Here is a 22,346-nt window from a genome sequence, read left to right as displayed (position 1 = left end):
GCATTTATTCAACTTCTGTCCATGCATAATCCGTGAGGGCATTTGAGAAATTAAGTTTGTATGAACGTTGGGAGGTTGGTTGAATGAAGCATGAAAGTCTGGCTTTTCATGAAACGTTTGAAACGCATGAATTAATCAATTGTAAAACGGTTTCCCTAGTTCGGGCAAAATTGATGCAGGGAATTTGTTTTGACAATGATCTAAAAGCACTAATGGAAAAGGAAGTGCAGCAGTCAATTGCAGCGCTAAACGAACTAAAGGGCCTTTATAGAAAGGCAAGGACGGATAGTATTGAGGTGGCGCATTAATGAACCAGGATTATTTGGATCCCAAGTATGCTGAAGGAATGCCGAAAATGGCGGATGCATCCTTCGCGATGGATTTTTTGTTGTCTGTGAAAAACGGAATCCGGAATTATGGGTTTGCAATTACTGAGGCAGCAACTCCTGAGCTGAAGGCAGCGATGGAACGGCAGATGATGGAAGCCATTGATTTGCATGAGGAGCTTTCAAACCTGATGATAAAAAAGGGCTGGCTTTACCCTCATGATCCCGGCAAACAGATTGAGCTTGATATTAAATCAATGGATATGGCACTTGCTATTGCCGACATGAAGCTTTTTCCGAATGATACAGACAGGCTCGGAACGTTTGCCACACCAGATTATTAGAGAGCAGGAGGGATATGCCCAATGAAGGCTGTTACATATCAAGGAATTAAGGATGTTGCGGTAAAAGAAGTCGCGGACCCACGGATCGAAAAGAATGATGATATTATTATAAAAGTTACGATGTCCGCGATTTGCGGGTCAGATTTACATTTAATACATGGAATGATTCCAAATATGCCTGCTGATTTTATCATTGGCCATGAACCGCTTGGTATTGTCGAGGAGGTTGGCCCTGATGTAACGAAAGTAAAGAAGGGGGATAGGGTGATTATCCCTTTCAACGTTGCATGCGGGCATTGCTGGTTTTGTGAACATGACCTGACAAGCCAATGTGACAATTCAAATCCACATGGAGAAAACGGAGGATTCTTTGGCTATTCAGAAACCTTTGGAGGCCATCCAGGCGGGCAGGCTCAATACATGAAGGTACCATATGGAAATTTCACCCCTTTTAGGATTCCTGATGATAGCGAGGTTGAGGATGAAAAGCTTGTCCTGATCGCTGATGCGATGTCGACTGCTTACTGGTCAGTCGACAATGCCGGGGTAAAAAACGGAGATACAGTTATCATCTTTGGCTGCGGTCCGGTCGGGCTTCTTGCCCAAAAGTTTGCCTGGCTGAAAGGGGCAAAGCGGGTCATTGCTGTTGACTATATTGATTACAGGCTTCAGCATGCAAAAAGAACGAACAATGTTGAAATCGTGAATTTTGAACAACACGAACACACGGGGATGTATTTAAAGGAATTGACTAAGGGCGGAGCTGACGTAGTCATAGATGCGGTTGGAATGGATGGCAAAATGACACCCATGGAATTCCTTGCCACCGGCCTTAAGTTACAAGGCGGTGCTCTGGGTCCAGTAGTTATGTCGGCTCAGGCAGTTCGGAAAGGGGGGACCGTCCAAATAACCGGTGCATATGGGGCAAGATACAATGCCTTTCCATTGGGGGATTTTTTTAATAGAAATGTTGAAATCAAGATGGGGCAGGCGCCAGTTATTCCTTACATGCCCTATTTATATGATTTGGTTTCTAAAGGGAAAGTAGACCCGAGTGATATAGTAACACATGTTATTCCACTCTCAGAAGCTAAACGCGGCTATGAAATCTTTGATACGAAAACCGAAGATTGTATAAAGGTAGTCATGAAGCCACATTAATATGTATAGGCGGCCAATGCACTAATCACAAGGGACACAAAAGTATGCTCAACTGAATAATCATTGCAGAGAAAGCATTTTCACGTCCCGAATTCGCGCTTCCGCTTTTGTTAAAGGAGTATATATATGCCTGAACTTCCGGAAATGGAACGCTACAAGAACATCCTTGGGACAAATTTAAAGGGGAAAACCATAACAGAGGTTGAGATAAACAGGGAAAAGTCCATCAATCTTCCTGTACAGGAGTTTATCCATGAAGTGAAAAACAGGAAAATTGTTGCTGTAAAAAGAAGGGCAAAGCATCTGATCTTTGAACTCGACTCAGGCAAAAGCCTGCTGCTTCATTTAATGCTGGGGGGCTGGATGTTTCTTGGAAAGGAAGAAGAAAGCCCCGACAGGACAAAACAGGTCATCCTTTCATTCGGGGATTTGAACCTGAATTTTATCGGCTTGCGGCTTGGGTACCTTCATCTCTTGAATCCAGGAGAACTGCAGGAGAAACTGTCAGGCTTTGGTCCAGAGCCATTGACACTCGGTTATGACGAATTCAAGGAAAGGATCGGAAAGAAGAAAGGAACATTGAAATCGATTTTGGTTGACCAAAGCATCATCGCCGGAATAGGAAACTGTTATTCAGATGAAATTTGTTTTACAGCAGGCTTAAGCCCGGCAGCAAAAGCTGCCGGCTTAACCGAAGCACAACTTTCCGCGCTTTTTTCTGCAATGAAACCTGTTTTGCTGAGCGCATTGGAAATTGGCGGTTACATGGATGACCCGCTCTTTCCAGGTGACACGAAAACAGGCCAGTACAATCACCACTTCCTCGTTTATGAAAGGGAGAATCAGCCTTGCAAGAGGTGCGGAGCTACTATAATCAAAATTAAGGTTTCCTCGAAAAAGTCTTTTATCTGTCCCTCTTGCCAGGATTCTTAAAAACAAAGCTATGTTTACCATGATGATATCTCAGGTATAGTCCTGTATTAAGGATTATGGGTGATCATCTTGGAGAAAACGCTATCTATTTTCAATGAGTTTAGTGCCGGGCGTGTAGTCACATACATCGCCTTTTCTTTGTTGATTTTACTACTAAACTGGATTTTAAGAAAAATTGCTTCAAGTTATGCGAAAAAACGTAGCAGCCACGAAAAACCTTTTTTTGCGTCGGCTGTATCATTGATTAACTGGTTTACCTTCTATGGGATTATTTTATTGTTCCTCTTTTATTTTTCTGAGACGAAGTGGCTGTTCAAGGCTTTATATTCTCAGGGCGGAGTCGACGTGACCCCTTTTCTGATTATTGTCGCGTTCATGATTGTGTCGTTGGCACACCGACTCGTAAAACTTTTCACGAAATATGTCCTGTCGAATGTGTACGAGCATTATGGAGTCGATAAAGGCCTCGGATTCACTATCAATCAAATCGTTTACTATACGGTCATGTTTGCAGCTCTTGCCGTTAGTTTTACGAGTGTCGGCCTTGACCTGACTGCCTTTGGAGCAGTGTTGGGTGTTCTTGGAATCGGAATTGGTTTTGGGATGAGGAACGTGGCAGGGAACTTTGTATCTGGTATCATTATCCTGTTTGAAAGGCCTATAGAGGTCGGAGAGGTTATACAGGTTGATGGGAAGGTAGGAAGGGTAGAAAAGATTCGCCTTCGTTCAACGCTGGTTCGGACAGCGAAAGAAGGAACACTAATCGTACCCAATCAGTATTTCATTGAACAAATTATAAAAAATCGAACAGGCGCCGAAATGATAGCACAGGTACGTACCAATGTTCTTTATGGAACAGATTCGAGATTGGTTCATCGACTGCTTGAGGAAGCAGTAACCAAAGTTAAAGAAGAAACAGATGGAATTCTTGAAAAGCCGCCTGTTGAAATTCGTTTTATCGAATTTAAGGACAATGCAATGGAGTTTCTTATCGAGCTCCCCGTTCTTAACTTCGAAATTAAGGAGAGAGTTGAGAGCGACCTTAGACATTCTATCTCGAAGCTATTTGCGGACAACCACATTAAATTGCCTGGCAAAGAGTTTTCATTGCGCGAGTATTAATGCACTTAAACGCCCAAGAAGAATCTTCCTGTTTTTAGCGTTGTTGGAATTGGGTAAATGTTCAATAAGCTTTAAAGAAGGAGGAATAGCACATGAACGACAACCATGGCCGTATCAAAACTGATGAACAAAAGCAATACTTTAAGGATCGCGCAGGTACTGACGAGGCTCGATTCCATGTGGTACCTCATGATGATGAAGGATGGGCCATTAAAATGGAAGGCAAAGATGAACCTGAACTGACAACAAGTTCTCAGTCAGAAGCTGTTGAGGAAGCAAAACGGATGGCTGAGGAAGCCGGAACTTTTGTCTATATTCATAATGATGAAGGCCGAATTGAAGAACAGCATAATTATCAGGATAAGAAATAATCATAATTTTACCGCCCGCCGAACTAAACTCGCGGGTGGTTTTTTATTGTCCGAGTCAATTTTCCCAACCTCAATTATAGATTTTTTTGTATTAACCTTATTGTCCACAGGGTACTATTTACTGGGTTAAATAGGAGATTGCTGTTTAACCTAAAAATAACCCAGGAGGAACTACATGAACAGAAATCTAAAATTCACCTTAACGCTGGTCTGGCTGCTCATTGCCCTTGTGGTAATCGAGCCTCTGCATGTTTCAATTACAAAAGCAGCCACAGGAACCGGGACTTGGTCATCGCCATTTTCAGTTTCACAGGCGATCAGCAATCAATCTGGTACTGTTAAAACCGTCCAGGGCTATATTGTCGGCCAGCCAACCGCGACCAATACAGTAGTCAAAAGTAATTTTCCCAATGATTATGCACTTGCTTTAGCTGACAGCCCTTCTGAGAGTAATACCGCGAAAATGGTGTATGTACAAATCCCAACATCCTACCGTTCTTCTTACGGGTTATATTCCAATCCATCACTTTTGGGCAAAAGCATAAAAGTAACTGGTACTCTTACTGCTTATTTTTCACATCCCGGCCTGAAAGATGCCACCGCGTTCGAGCTTCAGGGAAGCGCGGCACCTGCCGAACCAAGCGAACCTCCGACATCTCCTGCAGGTTATTATGATTCTGCGGCGGGAAAAACGGGGGAGGCTTTGAAAACAGCTTTACATAACATCATTGATGATCATACTAAAATCTCCTATGATGCAGTCTGGGATGCTCTTAGAAAAACCGATGAAGATCCAAATAATACAAATAATGTCATTCTTCTTTACACAGGGCGTTCCCAGGGCAAATTTACAAATGGAGGAGGTGTGAACGATTGGAATCGCGAGCATGTCTGGGCTAAATCGCATGGCGACTTCGGCACAACGATGGGCGCGGGTACCGATCTCCATCACCTCCGCCCTACCGATGTTAGTGTCAATAGTTCACGCGGCAATAAGGATTTTGATAATGGAGGCACACAACATACAGAGGCGCTGGGGAATTACACTGATTCAGACTCTTGGGAGCCTAGGGATAGTGTTAAAGGCGATGTAGCAAGGATGTTGTTCTACATGGCAGTCCGGTATGAGGGAGACAGCGGGGAACTCGATCTTGAGCTAAATAACTTGGTTAACAATGGTACTGCCCCATATCATGGAAAGCAATCAGTTTTACTGCAGTGGCACATGGAGGACCCTGTTGATGCGTTTGAACGGAAACGGAATGACATCATCTACGCTCAGTATCAGCATAATCGTAATCCATTTATTGATCATCCTGAATGGGTTTCATTAATTTGGCAATAACGATGGATATCGGCGGTAGCGGAGGGGCATTCAGTCTTCTAGTGCCTATTCTTGCCGGATTTATCGCGATGAGCATTGCTGACAGGCCAGGATTTGCTCCTGCTCGGCTTGTTGAAAAAGAGGATAAAAAACTAAAGAAATAAGGCGGCAGGATTAATCCTGTCGTCTATTTTATTCTCGTAAAATAATAGTTATGGTTATAGTGAATATAGAAGAACAGAGGAGGTAGGGGACGTACAAAATTGGAGCGGCTTCGAAAAGCGTTTCTAGCAGGAATTAACCTGTAAAATCACATCTTGCAGCTACAACACCGAAATGCTTCGGGAAACCGCTCAATACGATATGACCACGAATACCAGCAGTGCGGAATAAATACTGTTGTTGCGGCCATTACAAATCGAGGGAAATCAATTTGCAAAAAGGCGCATTATATGTAGCGCGGATTTTCAGGTTGATGCTTCATATTTGTTTCAAAAGGTCCTCTGTGTTCATCTAAATAAAAGGATAGGTGCATGTTATTAAATGTTATCAGGCCAAGGACAATTCCATTAATTAAAACGCCAATTGACTGGGTTATTTCGTTATTGGCTATAATGATCCACCATAGGCACGAAGAACCAAGAATAAAGAACGCAATGAAAAAAGACTGGAGCACTATTTCGCCTGGCCTTTTATCCGCCATTATCTGAATAACTACGTGAACAAGTGAGCAAATCAAAGCTAAAAAGAGTAAACCCACGTAAATCGCTGAATTCATATCATTTATCACCTCCTTGCTTCCTTATTATACAGGAATAATCATCCAGAATCCCGCTATTTTATTCCAAATCTATGAAAATTTGAATATTTAAAGCAACCTTTTATGGAAAAAAGGTTGCTTTAAGGGTGGGATTGATAAGAGTAGTCTTTATATTTTATTTCATTAAAATTACCGGTTGGCTTACTTTCGATGATGTTCCCGATTGAATCCTTCCTAACTTCATATTCCTCATACATTTCAATTGTATAACCACCGATATTTTGTTTATCAACAAACCTGTATTCGTACTCTGTTACCTGGATAGAAGAGGTCACTGCTGAAGCACGTCTGACTGGAGGAGTATCTTTTTCCACATAATAATTCCTATTCAAAAGTGAATAAGGTGATTCCAAGTATGCCATACCTGCCAATGCTATCGCCAACCCAATTAAACTAAGTTTTTTACCTGCCGCCATTTTTACACCTCTTCCATGGGATACCTTGTACACTATATGCAAAGAATTTAATTTTATGGCTTTTGCCAGGTATTTGATTTTTTGGGGAGTGAGATTTGAAGGATAGCCGAGACTAGAAAGGATTCCTAGAATAGTCTATTGCAAAATGAAAGCCCAGATTCCTATAAAAGGTCTGAGCTTTAGTGTCAAGACTATATTTTTGTATTTTGAACTAGTTTACTTTAGAAACTACAGATTTTTTTACACTATAAAGAAAGTTTCTCTTGTTTCGAACGGTAAAACTGGTAAAGAATCAGCGCAATTATTGAAAGAATCGCTCCCGAAATATATGGAAGGCCAATTGAAATGGAATATAGCAGACCGCCAAGCGGAGGTCCAAGTATTCTTCCAAGAGAATCAAACGATGACAAGAAACCTGTTACACTTCCATGTCCTGAAGTGACTGTTTTTGTTAATATGGATGAAACACTAGGCCTGATTACTCCGTTACCAATACCAAAAATGCTCAAAAATATAGCAGCAGTAATGAAATTATCGACAAGCAGAATTAGTGCAAAACCAATAGCCGATACAAGGATGCCTCCCTGGATGACCTTTCCTTCACCATATTTCTTAGTCAACGGTCCAATCATACCGCCCTGGACCACTGCTCCCGCCAATCCCATAATCATAAAAATATATCCAAGACTTACAGTATCCAAACCTGCTTTTGTAGCCGCAAAATAGGCAAATGTAGCCTCCAACCCAGCGAGCGACAATGAAATAAAGAACTGCAGAAAATATAGGTTCCCGGAAGAACCTTTTAGTGCAGAATAAAACGACGCATTTTTTTGAGTTTGGGATGCCCTTGAATCTTTCGAAGAGGATTCCTTAAGAAGCAGGGCAACTAATATAAATGTGAGAATGGATAAACTACCAGCGATGGTAAAAGGAAGGCTAAGGCTAGTTTTTGAAAATATACCGCCAATTGCAGGGCCGAACACAAAACCAAGTCCTACCGCCGCACCAATTATGCCCATGCCTTTACTGCGGTTTTCAGGTGTTGTAATGTCAGCCACATAGGCCATGGTTGTCGGCATATTAGCCGAAGAAAGAAGCCCGCCAATAATTCTTGCAGCAAACAGCGTCCACATTGAATTCGCTCCAGCCATCAGGAAAAAAGAAATAGCGAGGCCGGCAATCCCTACAAGCATGACAGGCTTCCTGCCAATTTTGTCTGAAATCCTTCCCCATACCGGTGAAAAGATAAGCTGCATCAATGAATAGACAGCCATTAGAAGCCCAAGTTCCGTCGGACTTCCCCCAAGCTCTTCCGCGTAAAACGGAAGAACAGGAATGATAATTCCAAATCCAACCATCACCAAAAACATAATAAGAAACAAAATCGGCAGTGCGCGTTTTGTTTCAACCACAAAATCACCCCTAAACCAGCAGGAACTATCGATGTCAAATGGAGCCTGCCATTAAAAATTCACCCGTTAAATACAGATAAGTTAATCTTATATTCTCTAGGGCAAAAGTCAACTTTTTTAAGAAGGGCCGCTAAAAATCCTTCTATTCGATGGGCTTACTATTTTCCTGATATCGCAAAATATGCTTCTAATTTTCTCACTTGAAAAAGGCATTACAAGATGCTATCAATCCGCTACAAAAGGGATAGCAATTGGTAGCACTTTGCTAAGAATGCATTCCCATGCGGATTATAATTATGCATTACAGGATTACCTTTTCAGATGATACGCAGGAGAAAATAGATCGTTTTTGACAATCTTCAAATTTGTACCAAGCAGGATATTTTATTATGATTGTTGCAAGAGGTAAGGAAATAGAACTAGTAATATATATACGTGGTATAACAGGGTCTTTAGGATCTGTTATATGAAGAGACGGTACCATCACCGGAAGCAGGAAGTAAGTAGGCACAGAGATTATCATTGAATGACTTGCTCTTGTGTTTTTTCGCGAAAAACAACCTGAACTGAACAGGAATGGGATGAAAAGATGAAAATAGGACAGAAAGTTACCATTAAGCCAATTACACCAGAAGAGTTGCCACTCCTCTGGGAGATGATTTATGGCGAGGAAGAACCCGAATGGAAAAAATGGGATGCCCCATATTTTCCGCTAAAGAGAATAGAAAAGGAAGAGTATATCATTAGTTTGAACATCCTGATTGAAGAAGGCCTTAATACAAGATGGTCAATATGGGCCGATGGGAAATTAATTGGGACTGTTTCTTATTATTGGGAACACAAGCCATCACTGTGGCTCGAAGCTGGTATTGTCATTTACGATCCTGCTTATTGGAATGGCGGTTACGGAACCGAAGCTTTTAAGCTCTGGATCGACCAGCTTTTTGCGACAATGGCTATTCATCGAATAGGTTGCACAACCTGGTCCGGTAACAAGCGGATGATAAAAGTAGGCGAGAAGCTTGGAATGACCATGGAAGCCAGGATCCGAAAAGCTCGAATCTATAATGGGGAGTTTTTTGACTCTATTAAGATGGGCATTTTGAAAGAAGAATGGGAAGAAATCCATAACATGAAAAAAACGCTGTAGGCCCCAGCCTACAGCGTTTACTAATTACTTCACCGATTTCCGTGCAGTTTCGGAAGCGAAGTCGGCAATTATGACGAGAATCATATAGCATATCAAGATCAGCGTCAGTTCAGAGTAATGGAAGAAGCTCATGCTAAGCTTGAATTGCATACCGAGGCCTCCTGCGCCAACGAAGCCAACGACAATCGTTGTCCTCATAATTACTTCCCAGCGATATAAAATATACGTCAGGAACTTTGGCATGACTGCAGGTATGACTCCGTAAAATAAGCTCTGCCATTTGGAGGCCCCGGCACTTGCCAGGTTTCTAACCGGTCGAGCGTCCATATCTTCAATGACTTCGGCCCACAGTTTTCCCAGGATTCCGAAATTATGAAGAGCGAGGGCAATAGCACCAGGGAGGATTCCCGGTTTAAAAATAAACACTATCATCATAGCCCAAACAAGTTCAGGCACAGCCCTGGAAAAAATATAGGATATACGCACAAGTCCGAATAATATCCAATTGTACCAGTTCTTTGTTGTCGTCAGGCTTCCATCTGCAATATTCCGGGCAGCCGGTATGACTGTCACGAAAGCTGCAATGGTTGCAAAGCCGATAGCCATGATGCTCATTACGAGGGTTTCCCAGGTAAGCCTTAAAGCATTTTCCCAGCTTCCGGCATTAGTGAATGCTGGTGTCTCTTCGCCGGCACCAAGCATTCCTCCAAAGAAAGTCGATGCATATTCAGCATTTTCTTTCGTAAGAAGGGCTGACAAGCTTGCATTTTCTGAAATATATATATAAGTCCAGGAAATTCCGATAAGGATTAAAGCTATAAGTGCCGAAGACCTTCCAGTCACAAAAATCTTCTTTTTCCCTTTTTCCAAAAGCGCCCTGCGGACAATACTGCTCCATAGGTCAACCATAATGACCAATAAAATTAGAAAGTATACGTATGTCCAGACTTGATCATATTTTAAATCGGCAAGCGATAATTGTATCTGGTAACCAAGCCCTCCTAGTCCGATAAAGCTCATAATTGCGGAGGAGCGAATCGCACACTCAAACCGATACATCGTATAGCTGGTAATATCAGCACGTACAAGCGGTAAGTATCCATAAAAAAGCAATTGAAGGCGTGAGGCTCCGGCAGTTTTCAAGGCCTCAATCGGCTGGGACGATACGTCAGTAAGCATATCAGCAAAAATTCTTCCGAGGATTCCCCCGTACGGAATTGCAATGGCAAGGATTGCTGCGTAAGGGGAAAGTCCAATAGCAGCTACAAAAAGCCAAGCCCAGACGAGCTCATGGATGGCACGAGTAAAGCCAAGGATTCCTCTGAAAAACAGCTTGGTAAAGAAGCGTGAGCCCTTTCCATTTGTAAGCACCCCTGAAGCAAGAACGCCGGCAATAAAAGCATAAACAATTGCCAGAGACATACCTGCCGTTGCATACGCCAGTGTGAGCCAAGATGCCTCGAGCCCTTGCTTCAGTATTTCGGGCGATAGGGCAGGCGAGACCAATCCCTCTAGGATTTGGACAATCATTGCCCCCCCTCCGCCGTGAATCAGCTCAGGGCTCCACTCTACTGAACTGAGACTCAAGATGAAAATGAATACTAGAATAACCGTTAATGTCAGCCGTTTATGGCGAATTTTCGGAAAGGCAGCTTCCTTATTCATTTTCGGGCAACTCCTTTAATTTGTACAGAACCTGGAGGAGGGAATCCGTCACCTCGCCAGCAGGCAAATCGAACAGTATTTCACCATTTTTCAGGCCGATAATCCTCGTAAAATACTTCTTTGCATACTCGACTGAATGGAGGCTTGCAATGAGTGTCTGATTTTGATCAGCAACAATTTCTGTCATAATCGCAAGCACATCCTCTGCGCGGGCAGGGTCGAGAGATGCAACCGGCTCATCAGCCAGGACAATCTCCGGCTTTTGAACGAGAAGGCGGGCAAGAGCAACTCGCTGCTGTTCTCCTCCTGAAAGAGTAGATGTTTCCTCATATGCTTTATCTTCAAGTCCGACACGCCTCAGTGCTTCCAGGGCAAGTTCTTTTTCCTGAGGAAACAGAAGAGAAAGGAGGGACTTCGCTAATCCCCACTGCGAAAGTTTGCCGGCCAGTACATTGTGAATGACAGGCAGCTGGCCAACCAGGTCAAATTGCTGTCGGATGACGCCGACCTTCCTTGCAAATTCCTTCCCGCTTTTAAACATGGATCTTGGCTTGCCATCAATCATCCATTCTCCCAAATCAGGCTCATCCGTACCTGCAATTGTATTGAGGAGGGTTGTTTTACCGGCGCCACTAGGACCTATAAGTGCTACTCGCTCACCTTTCCCCACAATAAAAGAAAGGGAAGATAATGCTATCTTCCGCCCAAATGTCTTCTTTATTTTATTAGCTTCCAATATAGTGGTTTTCACCATTCTCTATCACACCATTTATTTTATAATCTTAAGTTCCTTTGCTACTTGTTCAATAGCCTGGTAATTTTCATTTTTCGTTTCAACGAACTTGTCCGTTGCAAACATATCCAAACCTTCAAGGTCTTCTGCACTCATAGAAAGGAGGGCATCTTTAAGGGCTTTTTTAGTTTCATCGTCGATTTTGTTGACTGTCCAGTGATAATCATAGTACGCAGGAGTCGTATAGAAGACGCTTACCTTGCTTGTATCAACCTTTTTTTCAGCAACTGCCGTTTCCCATACGGATATATTAAGGGCTCCTGCTTTGAAAGCACCCGATTCTACCAATTTGTAGGTTGTATCGTGTGAGCCTGAGAAATTAGGCTGTCCGTCAAAATCCTTTGTAGGGTCAATGCCTTCCTCTATTAAATAGTAACGAGGCATCAAATGTCCAGAAGTTGAACTTTCACTACCAAAAGTGAACGTCTTGCCCTTTAAATCAGCAAGTGATTTGATGCTAGGGTCATTTGTAATAAACACGGAGTGGAATTCTGCATCCTTAGGTCTTTGTGCAATTGCTTCAGCTTCAGGCACAAGGTTTCGGGCTTGTACACCTGTAAGGCCGCCAAACCAGGCAAGTTGAATTTCACCGCGCTGAAATGCCGTTACAAGAGCGGCATAATCGACAGATGGAACAAACTCTACTTTCATTCCCGTTTTTTCAGATAGAGTCTTTGCGACGGATTCCATATTGCTGTTCAGCTCTGTTGCGCTCTGGTCAGGTATCGCTCCGATTTTAATTACTTGATCCTTTTTGGGTTTATCGTTATTTTTCCCTGCATTGTCTTTTTCTTCATTTCCACCGCATGCTGCCAATGCCAGAACAAGAAGGGAAGCAAGGAGTAGTGTAAGCCATTTTTTCATGTTGAAGCCTCCATAAGATTTAGTTTTAACCTAGATTATTGTACCTGATAAATCTTCTCAAAAAGCCGAATTAACACTATTGGCACAATTCAAATTTACGATAACTAATTTAATGATGTATCGATTATTTCGATGGCAATCAATTGACTTAGTCTCTTTTGAAGCCGAGCAAACAATTAAAATCATACTTAAAGGGTTATGAATTCTTTCGTTGGAATGAGTAGAGACCGAGAAAATAACAAATCAAATTTGTTCCTTTGATTTGAGTATGGACGTAGACATCACTGCAGGCTCCTGTTCATTTTCAAGGAAAGGAGCTGAATATATCAATAGATATTCAACTCAAAGATTTACTGATTCTGAATGGGCAATTATCTCTTATAGAATTCAAAATTGAAGGTGGATTTTGCTGCGCTTGAGGTTAGAACATCACGAAGAAATGAATGGATTAAACCAAGTTCTTAGCGATTCTGAAAATGGTTAGGGAGACTGAGACTAGCTTTGGTAATAGTGAAACTGCCATAAAGACGGGAAGATAATTGTAAACTGATTCTTCTTAACCACGTGGCAGGGTTAGTATGGAATAGTCCTATATATGGCCATTAAATTTTGTAGTTTAGAGCATAATTATTTCATTAAAGCTAATTATATAAGGGCTGTCTAAAATCAAATGCGAGGGTGATTTAATAATGGACGTTTTAAATTTATTTGGTGATGATAAATCACAAAATTCAGGTGGTCAGGAAAATGAGACCAGTTCAAATCAGCAGGATAGCCAAAGCAGCGGTAGTCTCAAGCTTCATAAAGAAGAACTGGACATAACCAAAAATAATATCGACGCTGGTGAAGTAGTATTAAGTAAAGAAGTTGTTGAGGAGCAAAAGACTGTCAATGTTCCAGTTATGCATGAAGAAGTTGTCATTAAGAGAACACCGATGAATAACGAACGGAGCAATGAATCCATTAACTCAGGCGAGACTATCCGTATTCCCGTCAGCCAGGAAGAAGTGGAAGTTAACAAATATACAGTCACTACCGAGGAGGTATCTGCTTCAAAACGTGAGGTTGAGGACACTCAGCAAATCCAGGAAACACTCCAGCATGAAGAAGCCCATGTGAATACAACTGGAAGCGTCGATATCGTTTCTGGTGAATCAGGATTTGAAGATATTAATAAATAAAGGTTAAATCACTGAACACCTTTTCATTTCAATTTAATGGAAAGGTGTTTTAACTATCCCTGGAAGGTGACTCTTTTGTCAGAAAAACAGGAAAAACGCGAACTCCAATTACATAAGGAACAAATGCAGGTAAGCAAGAAATGGAGTGAAACAGCTAATGTTAGGGTCTATAAAAGAACATATACCGAGGAGAAGCAAATTAATGTGCCCATAACTCGCGAAGAATTGATCATAGAAAAAAAGACAGTATCTTCAGTTGACAACCAAGATTCCGGGATCGAAACAATCACCATTCCCCTAATGGAAGAACGAATAGAAATCATCCTCCATCCAACAGTATTGGAGGATGTGGAAATTTATAATCACCAATATAAGGAAAGTATTCAGATTCAGGAAATATTGAAGGAGGAAAGAGTACGAATAGAAACAACGGGAGCCGCAAAGGTAGTTTTAGACGAGTTTAATGGAGAAAATTGAGTTTTTTCTAGATGAGAATCCGTTATTAACTTCCATGAGAATAGATACTGAAAAAGGGCATACAAAAATAGACAAAGAAAAGCCTGTTTAGCCTCAAAATGTTGAGATTAGGGTTGGCAAATAATAATTAAGACTCATCTTTGTATATAGTATGAAATTCAGCAAACCTCGGGCAACAATACACCAATTAAAGGAAGCTCAAGGCTTTTGTGCCCTGAGCTTTTTTGTGTGCTAATTTTACTGCTAAATTACAAGCTAATTGTATGTTGATTTTCTACTAATTGCTTTGTTAATAGCATTGTTAATTTGAATTTTGCACTTCATTACCGAACCCATAAATTAAAGAGGTACGTGTTTATATTTAGGATTAGTTCGCCTTTTGTGACCACTCTTCAACATCCCAGACCCTCGATACCCAGCCTTCATAAAAATCAGGCTCGTGGCAGACAAGGACAACGGTTCCCTTGTAATTTTTCAAGGCACGCTGAAGTTCTTCCTTTGCTGTTACATCTAGATGGTTCGTTGGCTCGTCAAATAAAATCCAGTTGCTTTCATGCATCATCAACTTGCAAAGGCGTACCTTTGCTTGTTCACCACCGCTAAGCTGGCTTAAGGGGCGGGAAATATGTTCGTTTTTTAGGCCACATCGGGCAAGAGCTGCTCGCACCTGATGCTGATCAAGAGACGGGAATTCATTCCAGACATCATCGATGGGGGTAATATCCATCGCTTTAACCTCCTGCTCAAAATAGGAAGGGAAGAGGAAGTCACCGTGTTCAATTTTTCCGCCAAGCGGCTGGATTTTCCCAAGCATCGTCTTCAACAAGGTTGATTTGCCGACACCGTTACAACCAACAATGGCAATTTTTTCGCCTTTTTCAATGACCATATCCATTTTAGGCAAGAGGGGATGCGAATAGCCGATTTCCAAATCCTTCGCCTCAAATACAAAGCGGCTGCTGCTTCTAGCTTCTTTGAATTCAAAGGTTGGCTTCATGGCTGTTTCAGGGCGGTCAATCCGCTCCATCCGGTCCAGCTGCTTTTGGCGGCTTTTTGCACGTCCGGTTGTTGAGTAGCGAGCTTTGTTCTTAGCAATAAAGTCTTCTTGCTTTTTGATGAATTCCTTCTGCTTTTCGTACGCATTAATATGCTGGTTCTTGTTGATTTCAGCCAGCTCGAGGAACTTTTCGTAAGACGCAGTGTAACGAGTCAGCTTTGAAAACTCAAGATGGAAGATTGTATTTGAAACTGAATTCATGAACTCCGTATCATGAGAGATTAATAGGAATGCATAAGGATATTCTTTTAAATAACCGCTTAACCAGCGAATATGTTCAACATCAAGATAGTTGGTTGGCTCATCGAGCAGCAGGACTCTTGGCTGTTCGAGCAGCAGCTTTGCAAGCAGTACCTTGGTCCGCTGTCCGCCGCTAAGCGCCGCAACATCCCGGTCCAGGCCGATTGCGTCAAGCCCTAGTCCGCGTGCCGCTTCTTCTATTTTAATATCGAGTGTATAGAAGCCGCCTGCTTCCAGTGCATCCTGGATTTCTCCCATCTGCTCAAGAAGTTCTTCCAGCTCCTCTGGTGTTGAATCACCCATTTTTGCTGTTACTTCGTTCAATTCCTTTTCTTTTTCAAAAAGAGGAAGGAAGGCATCACGCAAAACATCCCTCATCGTTCTGCCTGGTGTTAAGATCGTATGCTGATCCAGATATCCGTACTGAACACCCGGGGTCCATTCTACACGGCCGCTATCATGGATGAGCTGATTCGTAATTATATTCATCAACGTCGATTTGCCGACTCCGTTCGCGCCTACCAGGCCAACATGGTCTTCAGCGAGTAATCGGAAGGAAACATCCTTAAAAAGGACTCTATCCCCAAATGTATGACTTAAGTTATCTACTGTTAAAAGTGCCATTTTCTTTCGTAATCCTCACTTCATTCGAAAATTTTACCCATTTTTCTATCATACAAGATTTTCTGCAAAACTTCTATAGGTTCTGTGGCAATGAGGTTTGCGATTGTTTCCATTTAAGGAAAACGGAAAAATAGCGCTATGTTAAAAAGGGATAGTTTGGCAATATAGAGAATTACTTTTAAAAAAGGAGGAGTTTGATGAAAAAATTATTCGAATACAATTGGCAGGTACGCAAAGAATGGCTTGAGTGGTGCAAGACAATCCCTAAGGAAGAACTTTTCAAAAAAAGGACTGGCGGTCTTGGTACCATTTACAGAACATTGATCCATATTATTGAGGTAGAGGGAGACTGGATGAAGGATATCAAGGGGGAAGAGATAACCGAATTAAACTACAATCTATTCCGGACTATTGATGATTTGGACCGTTACTCGGAGGACACAATTGCAAAAACAGCTATCGTCCTTTCCAGCTATAAATATGAAATGGATAATCAGCCAATCAAATGTTTTAACTCAGACGGCAGCTATAGCACATTCGCTTTAGGAGAAATACTCAGGCATGTTATCGCACATGAAATTCACCACATGGGTCAGCTTTCAATATGGGCGAGGGAGCTTGGCAAAACACCTGTTAATGCTAATTTAGTAAACAGAGGGCTATATAATTCTCAGAGTGAGGGAAGTAGGTCATGAGCGTGATATTATCTCCTCTAACAAGGATAACTGGAGGAGTGTGGAAACTTAACAGTCGGCGAGGAACAAAAGCAATTCATGGCTTCTAATCTTTATCCTATTGCAGAAGTTTAGTTTTTGCCAAACTTTAAGGGTTATGGAATCCAGGATGGAGAAAGAATGATCGGCTTTGCAATGGCAGGGCTCGATCCGGATGACAACAATTATTGGATATATCGATTTATGATTGATTCTTCATTCCAGGGAAGGGGATATGGAAAAAAGGGCTTGGCGGCTTTACTTGAGGGGCTAAAAGAAAAAGAAGGCTGCCAAAAAATCATGGTCGGTTTCCACCCCAGAAATACAGTTGCACAAAAGCTATACAACTCTGCAGGATTTGTCGATGAGGGTGTTGCGCCATGGGGTGAAAGCTGGCTTGTTTAAAGGTGAATATTAATTTGAATTAAATTACTTTGAATATTGAACAAAATTTCATGGTTAAAACATAATTTCAAAGAGCTTGAATTGTATTTCATAAGAAAACAAAAAGGTGGGCGCCCTCTAAACGGACGCCCACCTTTTTCTTATGCTGCCTTAGCTACTTCAGCTTGCTTTTGGCTTGGCTTAAATTCATTGAAAACCAGATTTAGAATGATAGCGGTGAAGCTTCCTGCAACAATTCCATTGTTGGTCAGGATTTTTACACCTTCAGGAAGTTGACTGAACAAGTCAGGAACAACTGTAACTCCAAGTCCAATACCTACAGAACAAGCAATAATCAAGAGGTTTTCCTGTGAAGCAAACTCAACCTTACTTAACATCTTGATTCCGTAGGCGATTACCATCCCAAACATCGCTACCATCGCTCCGCCAAGGACTGCAGTAGGGATGACTGTAGTTAAAGCGGCTATTTTCGGAACCAGCCCGAGGACTACAAGCATACCGCCTACTGTATAAATAACTTTTTTGCTTTTGACACCGGAAAGCTGAACTAGGCCAACATTCTGTGAATAGGTTGTATACGGGAAGGCATTGAAAAGCCCACCCAGGACAATCGCAAGGCCTTCAGCACGATAACCCTTTGCCATATCTTTTTCAGTAAGCTTTCTTTCACAAATATCTCCAAGAGCAAAATAGACGCCTGTAGCTTCAACAATTCCAACCATTGCGACAAGTATCATAGTCAGGATTGGAATAGCATGGAATTCTGGTGTTGCAAAATAAAACAGCTCGGGCAACTTTACCCAGGAAGCTTCACGGACAGCGGAGAAATCCACCATTCCTAAAATCGAAGCTGCGATTGTACCAGCAACGAGGCCGATTAAAATCGAGATTGATCTAATAAATCCTTTAGCAAAGCGATACATGATGAGAATAAAGAGAAGAGTCCCGAAAGAAAGAGCAATATTTGTTAAGGATCCAAAATCGGCGCTGCCCTGGCCGCCTGCCATATCGTTCATAGCCACTGGTATAAGGGTAATCCCAATAATGGTAACCACTGATCCTGTAACGACTGGCGGGAAAAATTTTAATAGCTTGCTATAAAATCCTGCTGTCAGAAATACGAATAAACCCGCCGTGATAATCGCACCGTAAATTGAACCGAGACCGTATTGATTGCCAATTGAAATCATTGGTCCAACCGCAGTAAATGTACAGCCAAGGACGATAGGCAAGCCAATACCAAAGAACTTGTTTTGCCAGACTTGCAAAATCGTAGCAATTCCACACATGATGATATCAATCGATACAAGGTAAGTCAGCTGGGCACTAGTCATGCCCAATGCACCTCCAACAATAAGCGGTACGATAACAGCCCCTGCGTACATTGCAAGCACATGCTGAATACCCAATGATGTAGTTTTTACAATCCCTGTTTTCATATTATTGCTTCCTCCCTTTCATCAAGTTCAAAGGTAACTTTTCCTTTTTCCATAGATTGAATCCTGGCAAGGGATTCGACACGGATACCCTTTTCTCTAAGCAGTGCCCCGCCACCCTGGAATGCTTTTTCAATTACAATGCCAATGCCACATACTGTCGCGGAAGCCTCTTCGGCGATATTCAAAAGCGCAAGGGCCGCCTGGCCGTTTGCAAGAAAGTCATCGATGATAAGCAATCTATCATCAGGGCTAAAATACTTTGAAGCTACCGATATTTCAGTTTCTTCTTTTTTTGTAAAAGAATAAACACGCGCAGTCAGAAGGCCGTCTAAAAGAGTTAGTGACTTACGTTTTCTTGCAAATACGACTGGTATCCCCATTTCCAACCCGGCCATTACGGCAGGGGCGATGCCAGAGGATTCGATGGTTAAAATCTTTGTAATCCCCAAAGACTTGAATCGGTTGGCAAATTCTTTGCCTATTGCACTCATCAGGACTGGATCAATCTGATGATTCAAGAAGGAATCAACCTTTAAAACATCCTTTGAAAGGACAATTCCCTCCGAGATGATTTTTTTCTTTAAAATATCCATATCTTCCTCCTGTGTTCAGCCTGTATAACGCAAAAAGCCCAAAAGCATGTCCCCCGGAAAACCAGGGGGCAGTGCTTTTGGGCCTAAAAACCAAAAGGAAAATAAGGATATGCGTATACCGCAATCCACACATGCCACCCATAGTCGAATAATTTAAGGTTATCCGGTAGAAACTTGCAGGCCATATCCCTGCGATTATACGAGTGTAGTTTTATAAAATTAATGGTGTAAGTATAACATGATAGAAAAAGTATTCAATCAATTTCTGAGATTTTCCATCATTTTTTTCTTGCAAACGCTGTCAAAACACAAACAGAATTTGTCCTCGCATTATGAACACTAACAAAATTATGATATAGTTAGAGGTGAAGAAAACACAGTAAAACCGTGGGATTCCCACGCCTCAGGGGTGTCCGCCCCAAACGGACAATTGTTTACATACCGGCTACAATAGCCGTTAATTTTTTTCAAAAGGGGAGATGTTCATGTCCAGCGTTACACTCGAGAAATTTCTGAATGATAACCTTGAAGATTTGAAGGGAAAGGGTCTTTATAATGTGATTGATCCTTTGGAGAGTCCAAATGGCCCCATTATAAAAATCAAGGGCAGGGAGCTAATTAATCTTTCCTCAAACAACTATCTCGGCCTTGCTACTGATAGCCGCCTAAAGAATTCAGCCGAAAAGGCAATTGAGAAGTATGGTGTAGGCGCAGGAGCGGTTCGTACTATTAACGGCACACTTGACATCCATCTTGAACTCGAGCAAAAGCTTGCAGAGTTCAAGCATACCGAAGCGGCGATTGCTTACCAATCCGGCTTCAATTGCAATATGGCAGCTATATCAGCTGTAATGGATAAAAATGATGCGATCCTTTCTGATGAACTGAACCATGCATCCATTATTGATGGCTGCCGCCTTTCAAGGGCAACGATTATCCGCTTCAATCACTCAGATATGGAAGACCTCCGTACAAAAGCGAAGGAAGCACGCGAGTCTGGTAAATATAATAAATTAATGGTCATTACTGATGGTGTTTTTTCAATGGATGGCGATATCGCATTGCTTCCTGAGATCGTAAAGATTGCAGAGGAATTCGATCTGATTACTTATGTTGATGATGCACACGGATCGGGAGTACTTGGCAAAGGGGCTGGAACTGTCAAACACTTCGGGTTGCAGGACAAGATTGATTTCCAAATTGGAACATTGTCCAAAGCGATTGGCGTTGTAGGCGGTTATGTTGCAGGTAAAAAGAATCTGATCGACTGGCTGAAAGTGCGAAGCCGTCCATTCCTTTTCTCGACAGCCTTAACTCCGGCAGATGTTGCTGCATGCATTAAATCGATTGAAATCCTGAGCGAAAGCACTGAATTGAATGAAAAGCTTTGGGAAAACGGCGATTACCTGAAAAAGGGCCTGAAGGAGCTTGGCTTCAATATTGGAAATAGCGAAACACCTATTACACCTTGCATTATAGGCGAAGAAAAGTTGACCCAGGAATTTAGCAAACGGTTGAACGAGGAGGGCGTATATGCCAAATCAATTGTTTTCCCTACTGTTCCTCAAGGTACAGGTAGGGTAAGAAATATGCCAACCGCGGCGCATACAAAAGAAATGCTGGATAAGGCTATTGCTATCTATGAAAAGGTCGGCAAGGAAATGGGCGTCATTCGTTAACAATAAATAATAAGGTAAGGGGAGCCGGGCTGCGTCCTGGCTGCAGCATGGGGAGGAAAACCATCAATGAAAAAGATTTTGGTCACCGGTGCACTTGGACAGATTGGTTCTGAACTGACAGTTAAGTTGAGAGAAATCTACGGCAGCGATCATGTAATAGCCACAGATATAAAAGTGAATGATACGAGCGAGGCTGCAACGAGTGGCCCTTATGAAGTTCTTGATGTTAATGATGGCGTAGCGATGGTTAACATCGCCAATAAATATCAAGTCGATACTATCATGCATCTAGCAGCTTTGCTTTCTGCGACCGCCGAATCAAAGCCTGTGTTTGCCTGGAACCTGAATATGGGCGGCTTGATGAACGCACTCGAAACAGCACGTGAAATAGGCGCTCAATTCTTCACACCAAGTTCAATAGGAGCATTCGGCCCATCCACTCCTAAGGATAATACCCCACAGGACACCATCATGCGGCCAACTACGATGTATGGAGTCAACAAGGTAGCCGGGGAGCTGCTGGCAGATTATTATTTTCATAAATTTGGTGTTGACACAAGGGGCGTTCGCTTCCCGGGCCTGATTTCATATGTTACACCTCCAGGCGGCGGCACGACTGATTATGCTGTTGAAATTTATTACGAGGCAATAAGAAACAAGAAATACGCTTCGTATATAGATAAGGGTACGTATATGGACATGATGTACATGCCAGATGCACTAAATGCCATAATCACTTTAATGGAAGCGGATCCATCCAAGCTTGTACACCGAAATGCTTTCAATGTGACGGCAATGAGCTTTGATCCTGAGGAAATTGCCGCAGAGATTAAAAAGCACATCCCTGAATTTGCAATGTCATATGCTGTGGATCCGGTTCGCCAAGCAATTGCTGACAGCTGGCCGAATTCAATTGATGCCACTGCAGCTCAGGAAGAGTGGGGCTTTAAAGCTGAGTATGACCTTGCTTCCATGACAAATGACATGCTTGAAAAACTTTCTATTAAACTATAAATAACTTATAAAGCCCGCCCCCGATGCAGAAATAGCTTCGGGGGTTTTTCATTAGTATGCGCATATCATTCAATTGAGTATTCTTATGTTTTTTTACCGTATAACGGTTCAAGTACATTTTTCTATTGTACAGCATTAATTTGTCCTTGAAACCACGTTTCAAGGACATTTCGTAGTCCCAAGACTTAAATTTGTACTTGAAAGACAAGTTCAAGGACATTTC

24 protein-coding genes and 1 riboswitch are annotated in these 22,346 nt (G+C 42.1%); of the genes, 15 read left to right on the top strand and 9 right to left on the bottom strand.

The window, feature by feature from the left end; all coding sequences use genetic code 11:
- Nucleotides 1–83: 83 nt before the first annotated feature.
- From AM500_RS11650 to AM500_RS25465, 8 genes are all read left to right on the top strand, one after another.
- Nucleotides 84–308, top strand: a complete 225-nt coding sequence (locus AM500_RS11650; RefSeq protein ID WP_053599351.1) for a hypothetical protein — start codon at nucleotides 84–86, stop codon at nucleotides 306–308.
- Entirely contained in the window at nucleotides 308–670 is a 363-nt protein-coding gene (locus tag AM500_RS11645) for a spore coat protein (protein ID WP_053599350.1), read from the top strand. The genes AM500_RS11650 and AM500_RS11645 overlap by 1 nt, the downstream gene beginning before the upstream one ends.
- A gap of 21 nt (nucleotides 671–691) precedes the next feature.
- A complete protein-coding gene (locus AM500_RS11640; protein WP_053599349.1) occupies nucleotides 692–1,831 on the top strand; it encodes a zinc-dependent alcohol dehydrogenase in 1,140 nt (379 codons plus the stop codon).
- A gap of 126 nt (nucleotides 1,832–1,957) precedes the next feature.
- Nucleotides 1,958–2,764: an Fpg/Nei family DNA glycosylase gene (locus AM500_RS11635; protein WP_053599348.1), complete on the top strand. Its 807-nt coding sequence runs from the start codon at nucleotides 1,958–1,960 to the stop codon at nucleotides 2,762–2,764.
- 69 nt (nucleotides 2,765–2,833) lie between these two features.
- Nucleotides 2,834–3,886, top strand: a complete 1,053-nt coding sequence (locus tag AM500_RS11630) for a mechanosensitive ion channel family protein (RefSeq protein WP_442853996.1) — start codon at nucleotides 2,834–2,836, stop codon at nucleotides 3,884–3,886.
- Between the two features lie 92 nt (nucleotides 3,887–3,978).
- Nucleotides 3,979–4,257, top strand: coding sequence for a DUF2188 domain-containing protein (locus tag AM500_RS11625; RefSeq protein WP_053599347.1), 279 nt, complete (start codon nucleotides 3,979–3,981; stop codon nucleotides 4,255–4,257).
- Between the two features lie 175 nt (nucleotides 4,258–4,432).
- Nucleotides 4,433–5,602 (top strand): endonuclease, encoded by a 1,170-nt coding sequence (locus AM500_RS11620; RefSeq protein ID WP_053599346.1) that lies wholly within the window; start codon nucleotides 4,433–4,435, stop codon nucleotides 5,600–5,602.
- Nucleotides 5,593–5,745 carry a hypothetical protein gene (locus tag AM500_RS25465; protein ID WP_156319795.1) on the top strand — a complete coding sequence of 51 codons (153 nt, stop codon included), beginning with the start codon at nucleotides 5,593–5,595 and terminating at the stop codon, nucleotides 5,743–5,745. Before AM500_RS11620 ends, AM500_RS25465 begins: the two co-directional genes overlap by 10 nt.
- A 284-nt stretch (nucleotides 5,746–6,029) precedes the next feature.
- Here AM500_RS25465 and AM500_RS11615 read toward each other — a convergent pair whose 3' ends face one another.
- From AM500_RS11615 to AM500_RS11605, 3 genes are all read right to left on the bottom strand, one after another.
- Nucleotides 6,030–6,359 carry a hypothetical protein gene (locus AM500_RS11615; protein WP_053599345.1) on the bottom strand — a complete coding sequence of 110 codons (330 nt, stop codon included), beginning with the start codon at nucleotides 6,357–6,359 and terminating at the stop codon, nucleotides 6,030–6,032.
- Nucleotides 6,360–6,481: 122 nt separating this feature from the next.
- Complete coding sequence (locus AM500_RS11610; protein ID WP_053599344.1) at nucleotides 6,482–6,817, bottom strand: hypothetical protein; 336 nt, start codon at nucleotides 6,815–6,817, stop codon at nucleotides 6,482–6,484.
- A 245-nt stretch (nucleotides 6,818–7,062) separates the two neighbouring features.
- Complete coding sequence (locus tag AM500_RS11605; protein ID WP_053601705.1) at nucleotides 7,063–8,187, bottom strand: MFS transporter; 1,125 nt, start codon at nucleotides 8,185–8,187, stop codon at nucleotides 7,063–7,065.
- Nucleotides 8,188–8,818: 631 nt separating this feature from the next.
- On the opposite strand from AM500_RS11605, the gene AM500_RS11600 reads away from it, so the two are divergent.
- Nucleotides 8,819–9,379: a GNAT family N-acetyltransferase gene (locus AM500_RS11600; RefSeq protein WP_053599343.1), complete on the top strand. Its 561-nt coding sequence runs from the start codon at nucleotides 8,819–8,821 to the stop codon at nucleotides 9,377–9,379.
- Between the two features lie 24 nt (nucleotides 9,380–9,403).
- Here AM500_RS11600 and AM500_RS11595 read toward each other — a convergent pair whose 3' ends face one another.
- The 3 genes from AM500_RS11595 to AM500_RS11585 are packed head-to-tail and all read right to left on the bottom strand — an operon-like array spanning nucleotide 9,404 to nucleotide 12,701.
- Nucleotides 9,404–11,044 (bottom strand): PhnE/PtxC family ABC transporter permease, encoded by a 1,641-nt coding sequence (locus AM500_RS11595; RefSeq protein ID WP_053599342.1) that lies wholly within the window; start codon nucleotides 11,042–11,044, stop codon nucleotides 9,404–9,406.
- Nucleotides 11,037–11,798 carry a phosphonate ABC transporter ATP-binding protein gene (locus AM500_RS11590; protein WP_053599341.1) on the bottom strand — a complete coding sequence of 254 codons (762 nt, stop codon included), beginning with the start codon at nucleotides 11,796–11,798 and terminating at the stop codon, nucleotides 11,037–11,039. The genes AM500_RS11595 and AM500_RS11590 overlap by 8 nt, the downstream gene beginning before the upstream one ends.
- 15 nt (nucleotides 11,799–11,813) lie before the next feature.
- A complete protein-coding gene (locus AM500_RS11585) occupies nucleotides 11,814–12,701 on the bottom strand; it encodes a putative selenate ABC transporter substrate-binding protein (RefSeq protein WP_053599340.1) in 888 nt (295 codons plus the stop codon).
- Between the two features lie 689 nt (nucleotides 12,702–13,390).
- Between AM500_RS11585 and AM500_RS11580 the strand changes: the two genes are divergently transcribed.
- Both AM500_RS11580 and AM500_RS11575 read left to right on the top strand, forming a co-directional pair.
- The gene (locus AM500_RS11580; RefSeq protein ID WP_053599339.1) at nucleotides 13,391–13,882 is read left to right on the top strand and encodes a YsnF/AvaK domain-containing protein; all 492 of its coding nucleotides are present in this window, start codon (nucleotides 13,391–13,393) and stop codon (nucleotides 13,880–13,882) included.
- A gap of 75 nt (nucleotides 13,883–13,957) precedes the next feature.
- Complete coding sequence (locus AM500_RS11575; RefSeq protein WP_053599338.1) at nucleotides 13,958–14,359, top strand: YsnF/AvaK domain-containing protein; 402 nt, start codon at nucleotides 13,958–13,960, stop codon at nucleotides 14,357–14,359.
- A gap of 367 nt (nucleotides 14,360–14,726) precedes the next feature.
- Here AM500_RS11575 and AM500_RS11570 read toward each other — a convergent pair whose 3' ends face one another.
- On the bottom strand, nucleotides 14,727–16,280 hold the full coding sequence (locus tag AM500_RS11570; RefSeq protein ID WP_053599337.1) for an ABC-F family ATP-binding cassette domain-containing protein: 1,554 nt from the start codon (nucleotides 16,278–16,280) through the stop codon (nucleotides 14,727–14,729).
- A 197-nt stretch (nucleotides 16,281–16,477) separates the two neighbouring features.
- On the opposite strand from AM500_RS11570, the gene AM500_RS11565 reads away from it, so the two are divergent.
- Both AM500_RS11565 and AM500_RS11560 read left to right on the top strand, forming a co-directional pair.
- Nucleotides 16,478–16,975 (top strand): DinB family protein, encoded by a 498-nt coding sequence (locus tag AM500_RS11565; protein WP_053599336.1) that lies wholly within the window; start codon nucleotides 16,478–16,480, stop codon nucleotides 16,973–16,975.
- Nucleotides 16,976–17,092: 117 nt separating this feature from the next.
- Nucleotides 17,093–17,398, top strand: a complete 306-nt coding sequence (locus tag AM500_RS11560; protein WP_231688138.1) for a GNAT family N-acetyltransferase — start codon at nucleotides 17,093–17,095, stop codon at nucleotides 17,396–17,398.
- 140 nt (nucleotides 17,399–17,538) lie between these two features.
- Here AM500_RS11560 and AM500_RS11555 read toward each other — a convergent pair whose 3' ends face one another.
- Both AM500_RS11555 and AM500_RS11550 read right to left on the bottom strand, forming a co-directional pair.
- On the bottom strand, nucleotides 17,539–18,837 hold the full coding sequence (locus AM500_RS11555) for a nucleobase:cation symporter-2 family protein (RefSeq protein WP_053599335.1): 1,299 nt from the start codon (nucleotides 18,835–18,837) through the stop codon (nucleotides 17,539–17,541).
- Nucleotides 18,834–19,430, bottom strand: a complete 597-nt coding sequence (locus AM500_RS11550) for a xanthine phosphoribosyltransferase (RefSeq protein ID WP_053599334.1) — start codon at nucleotides 19,428–19,430, stop codon at nucleotides 18,834–18,836. The genes AM500_RS11555 and AM500_RS11550 overlap by 4 nt, the downstream gene beginning before the upstream one ends.
- Before the next feature lie 121 nt (nucleotides 19,431–19,551).
- A riboswitch (purine riboswitch) is annotated at nucleotides 19,552–19,653 on the bottom strand.
- 262 nt (nucleotides 19,654–19,915) lie between these two features.
- Here AM500_RS11550 and AM500_RS11545 point away from each other — a divergent pair.
- Both AM500_RS11545 and AM500_RS11540 read left to right on the top strand, forming a co-directional pair.
- On the top strand, nucleotides 19,916–21,109 hold the full coding sequence (locus AM500_RS11545) for a glycine C-acetyltransferase (protein WP_053599333.1): 1,194 nt from the start codon (nucleotides 19,916–19,918) through the stop codon (nucleotides 21,107–21,109).
- A 66-nt stretch (nucleotides 21,110–21,175) separates the two neighbouring features.
- Complete coding sequence (locus AM500_RS11540) at nucleotides 21,176–22,123, top strand: L-threonine 3-dehydrogenase (RefSeq protein WP_053599332.1); 948 nt, start codon at nucleotides 21,176–21,178, stop codon at nucleotides 22,121–22,123.
- Nucleotides 22,124–22,346 lie beyond the last annotated feature (223 nt).

This window comes from Bacillus sp. FJAT-18017, from assembly GCF_001278805.1.
Lineage (GTDB): Bacteria > Bacillota > Bacilli > Bacillales > Cytobacillaceae > Bacillus_D.
Note: the sequence above shows the minus strand (reverse complement) of the source record. Positions and strands in the feature narration are given on the sequence as shown.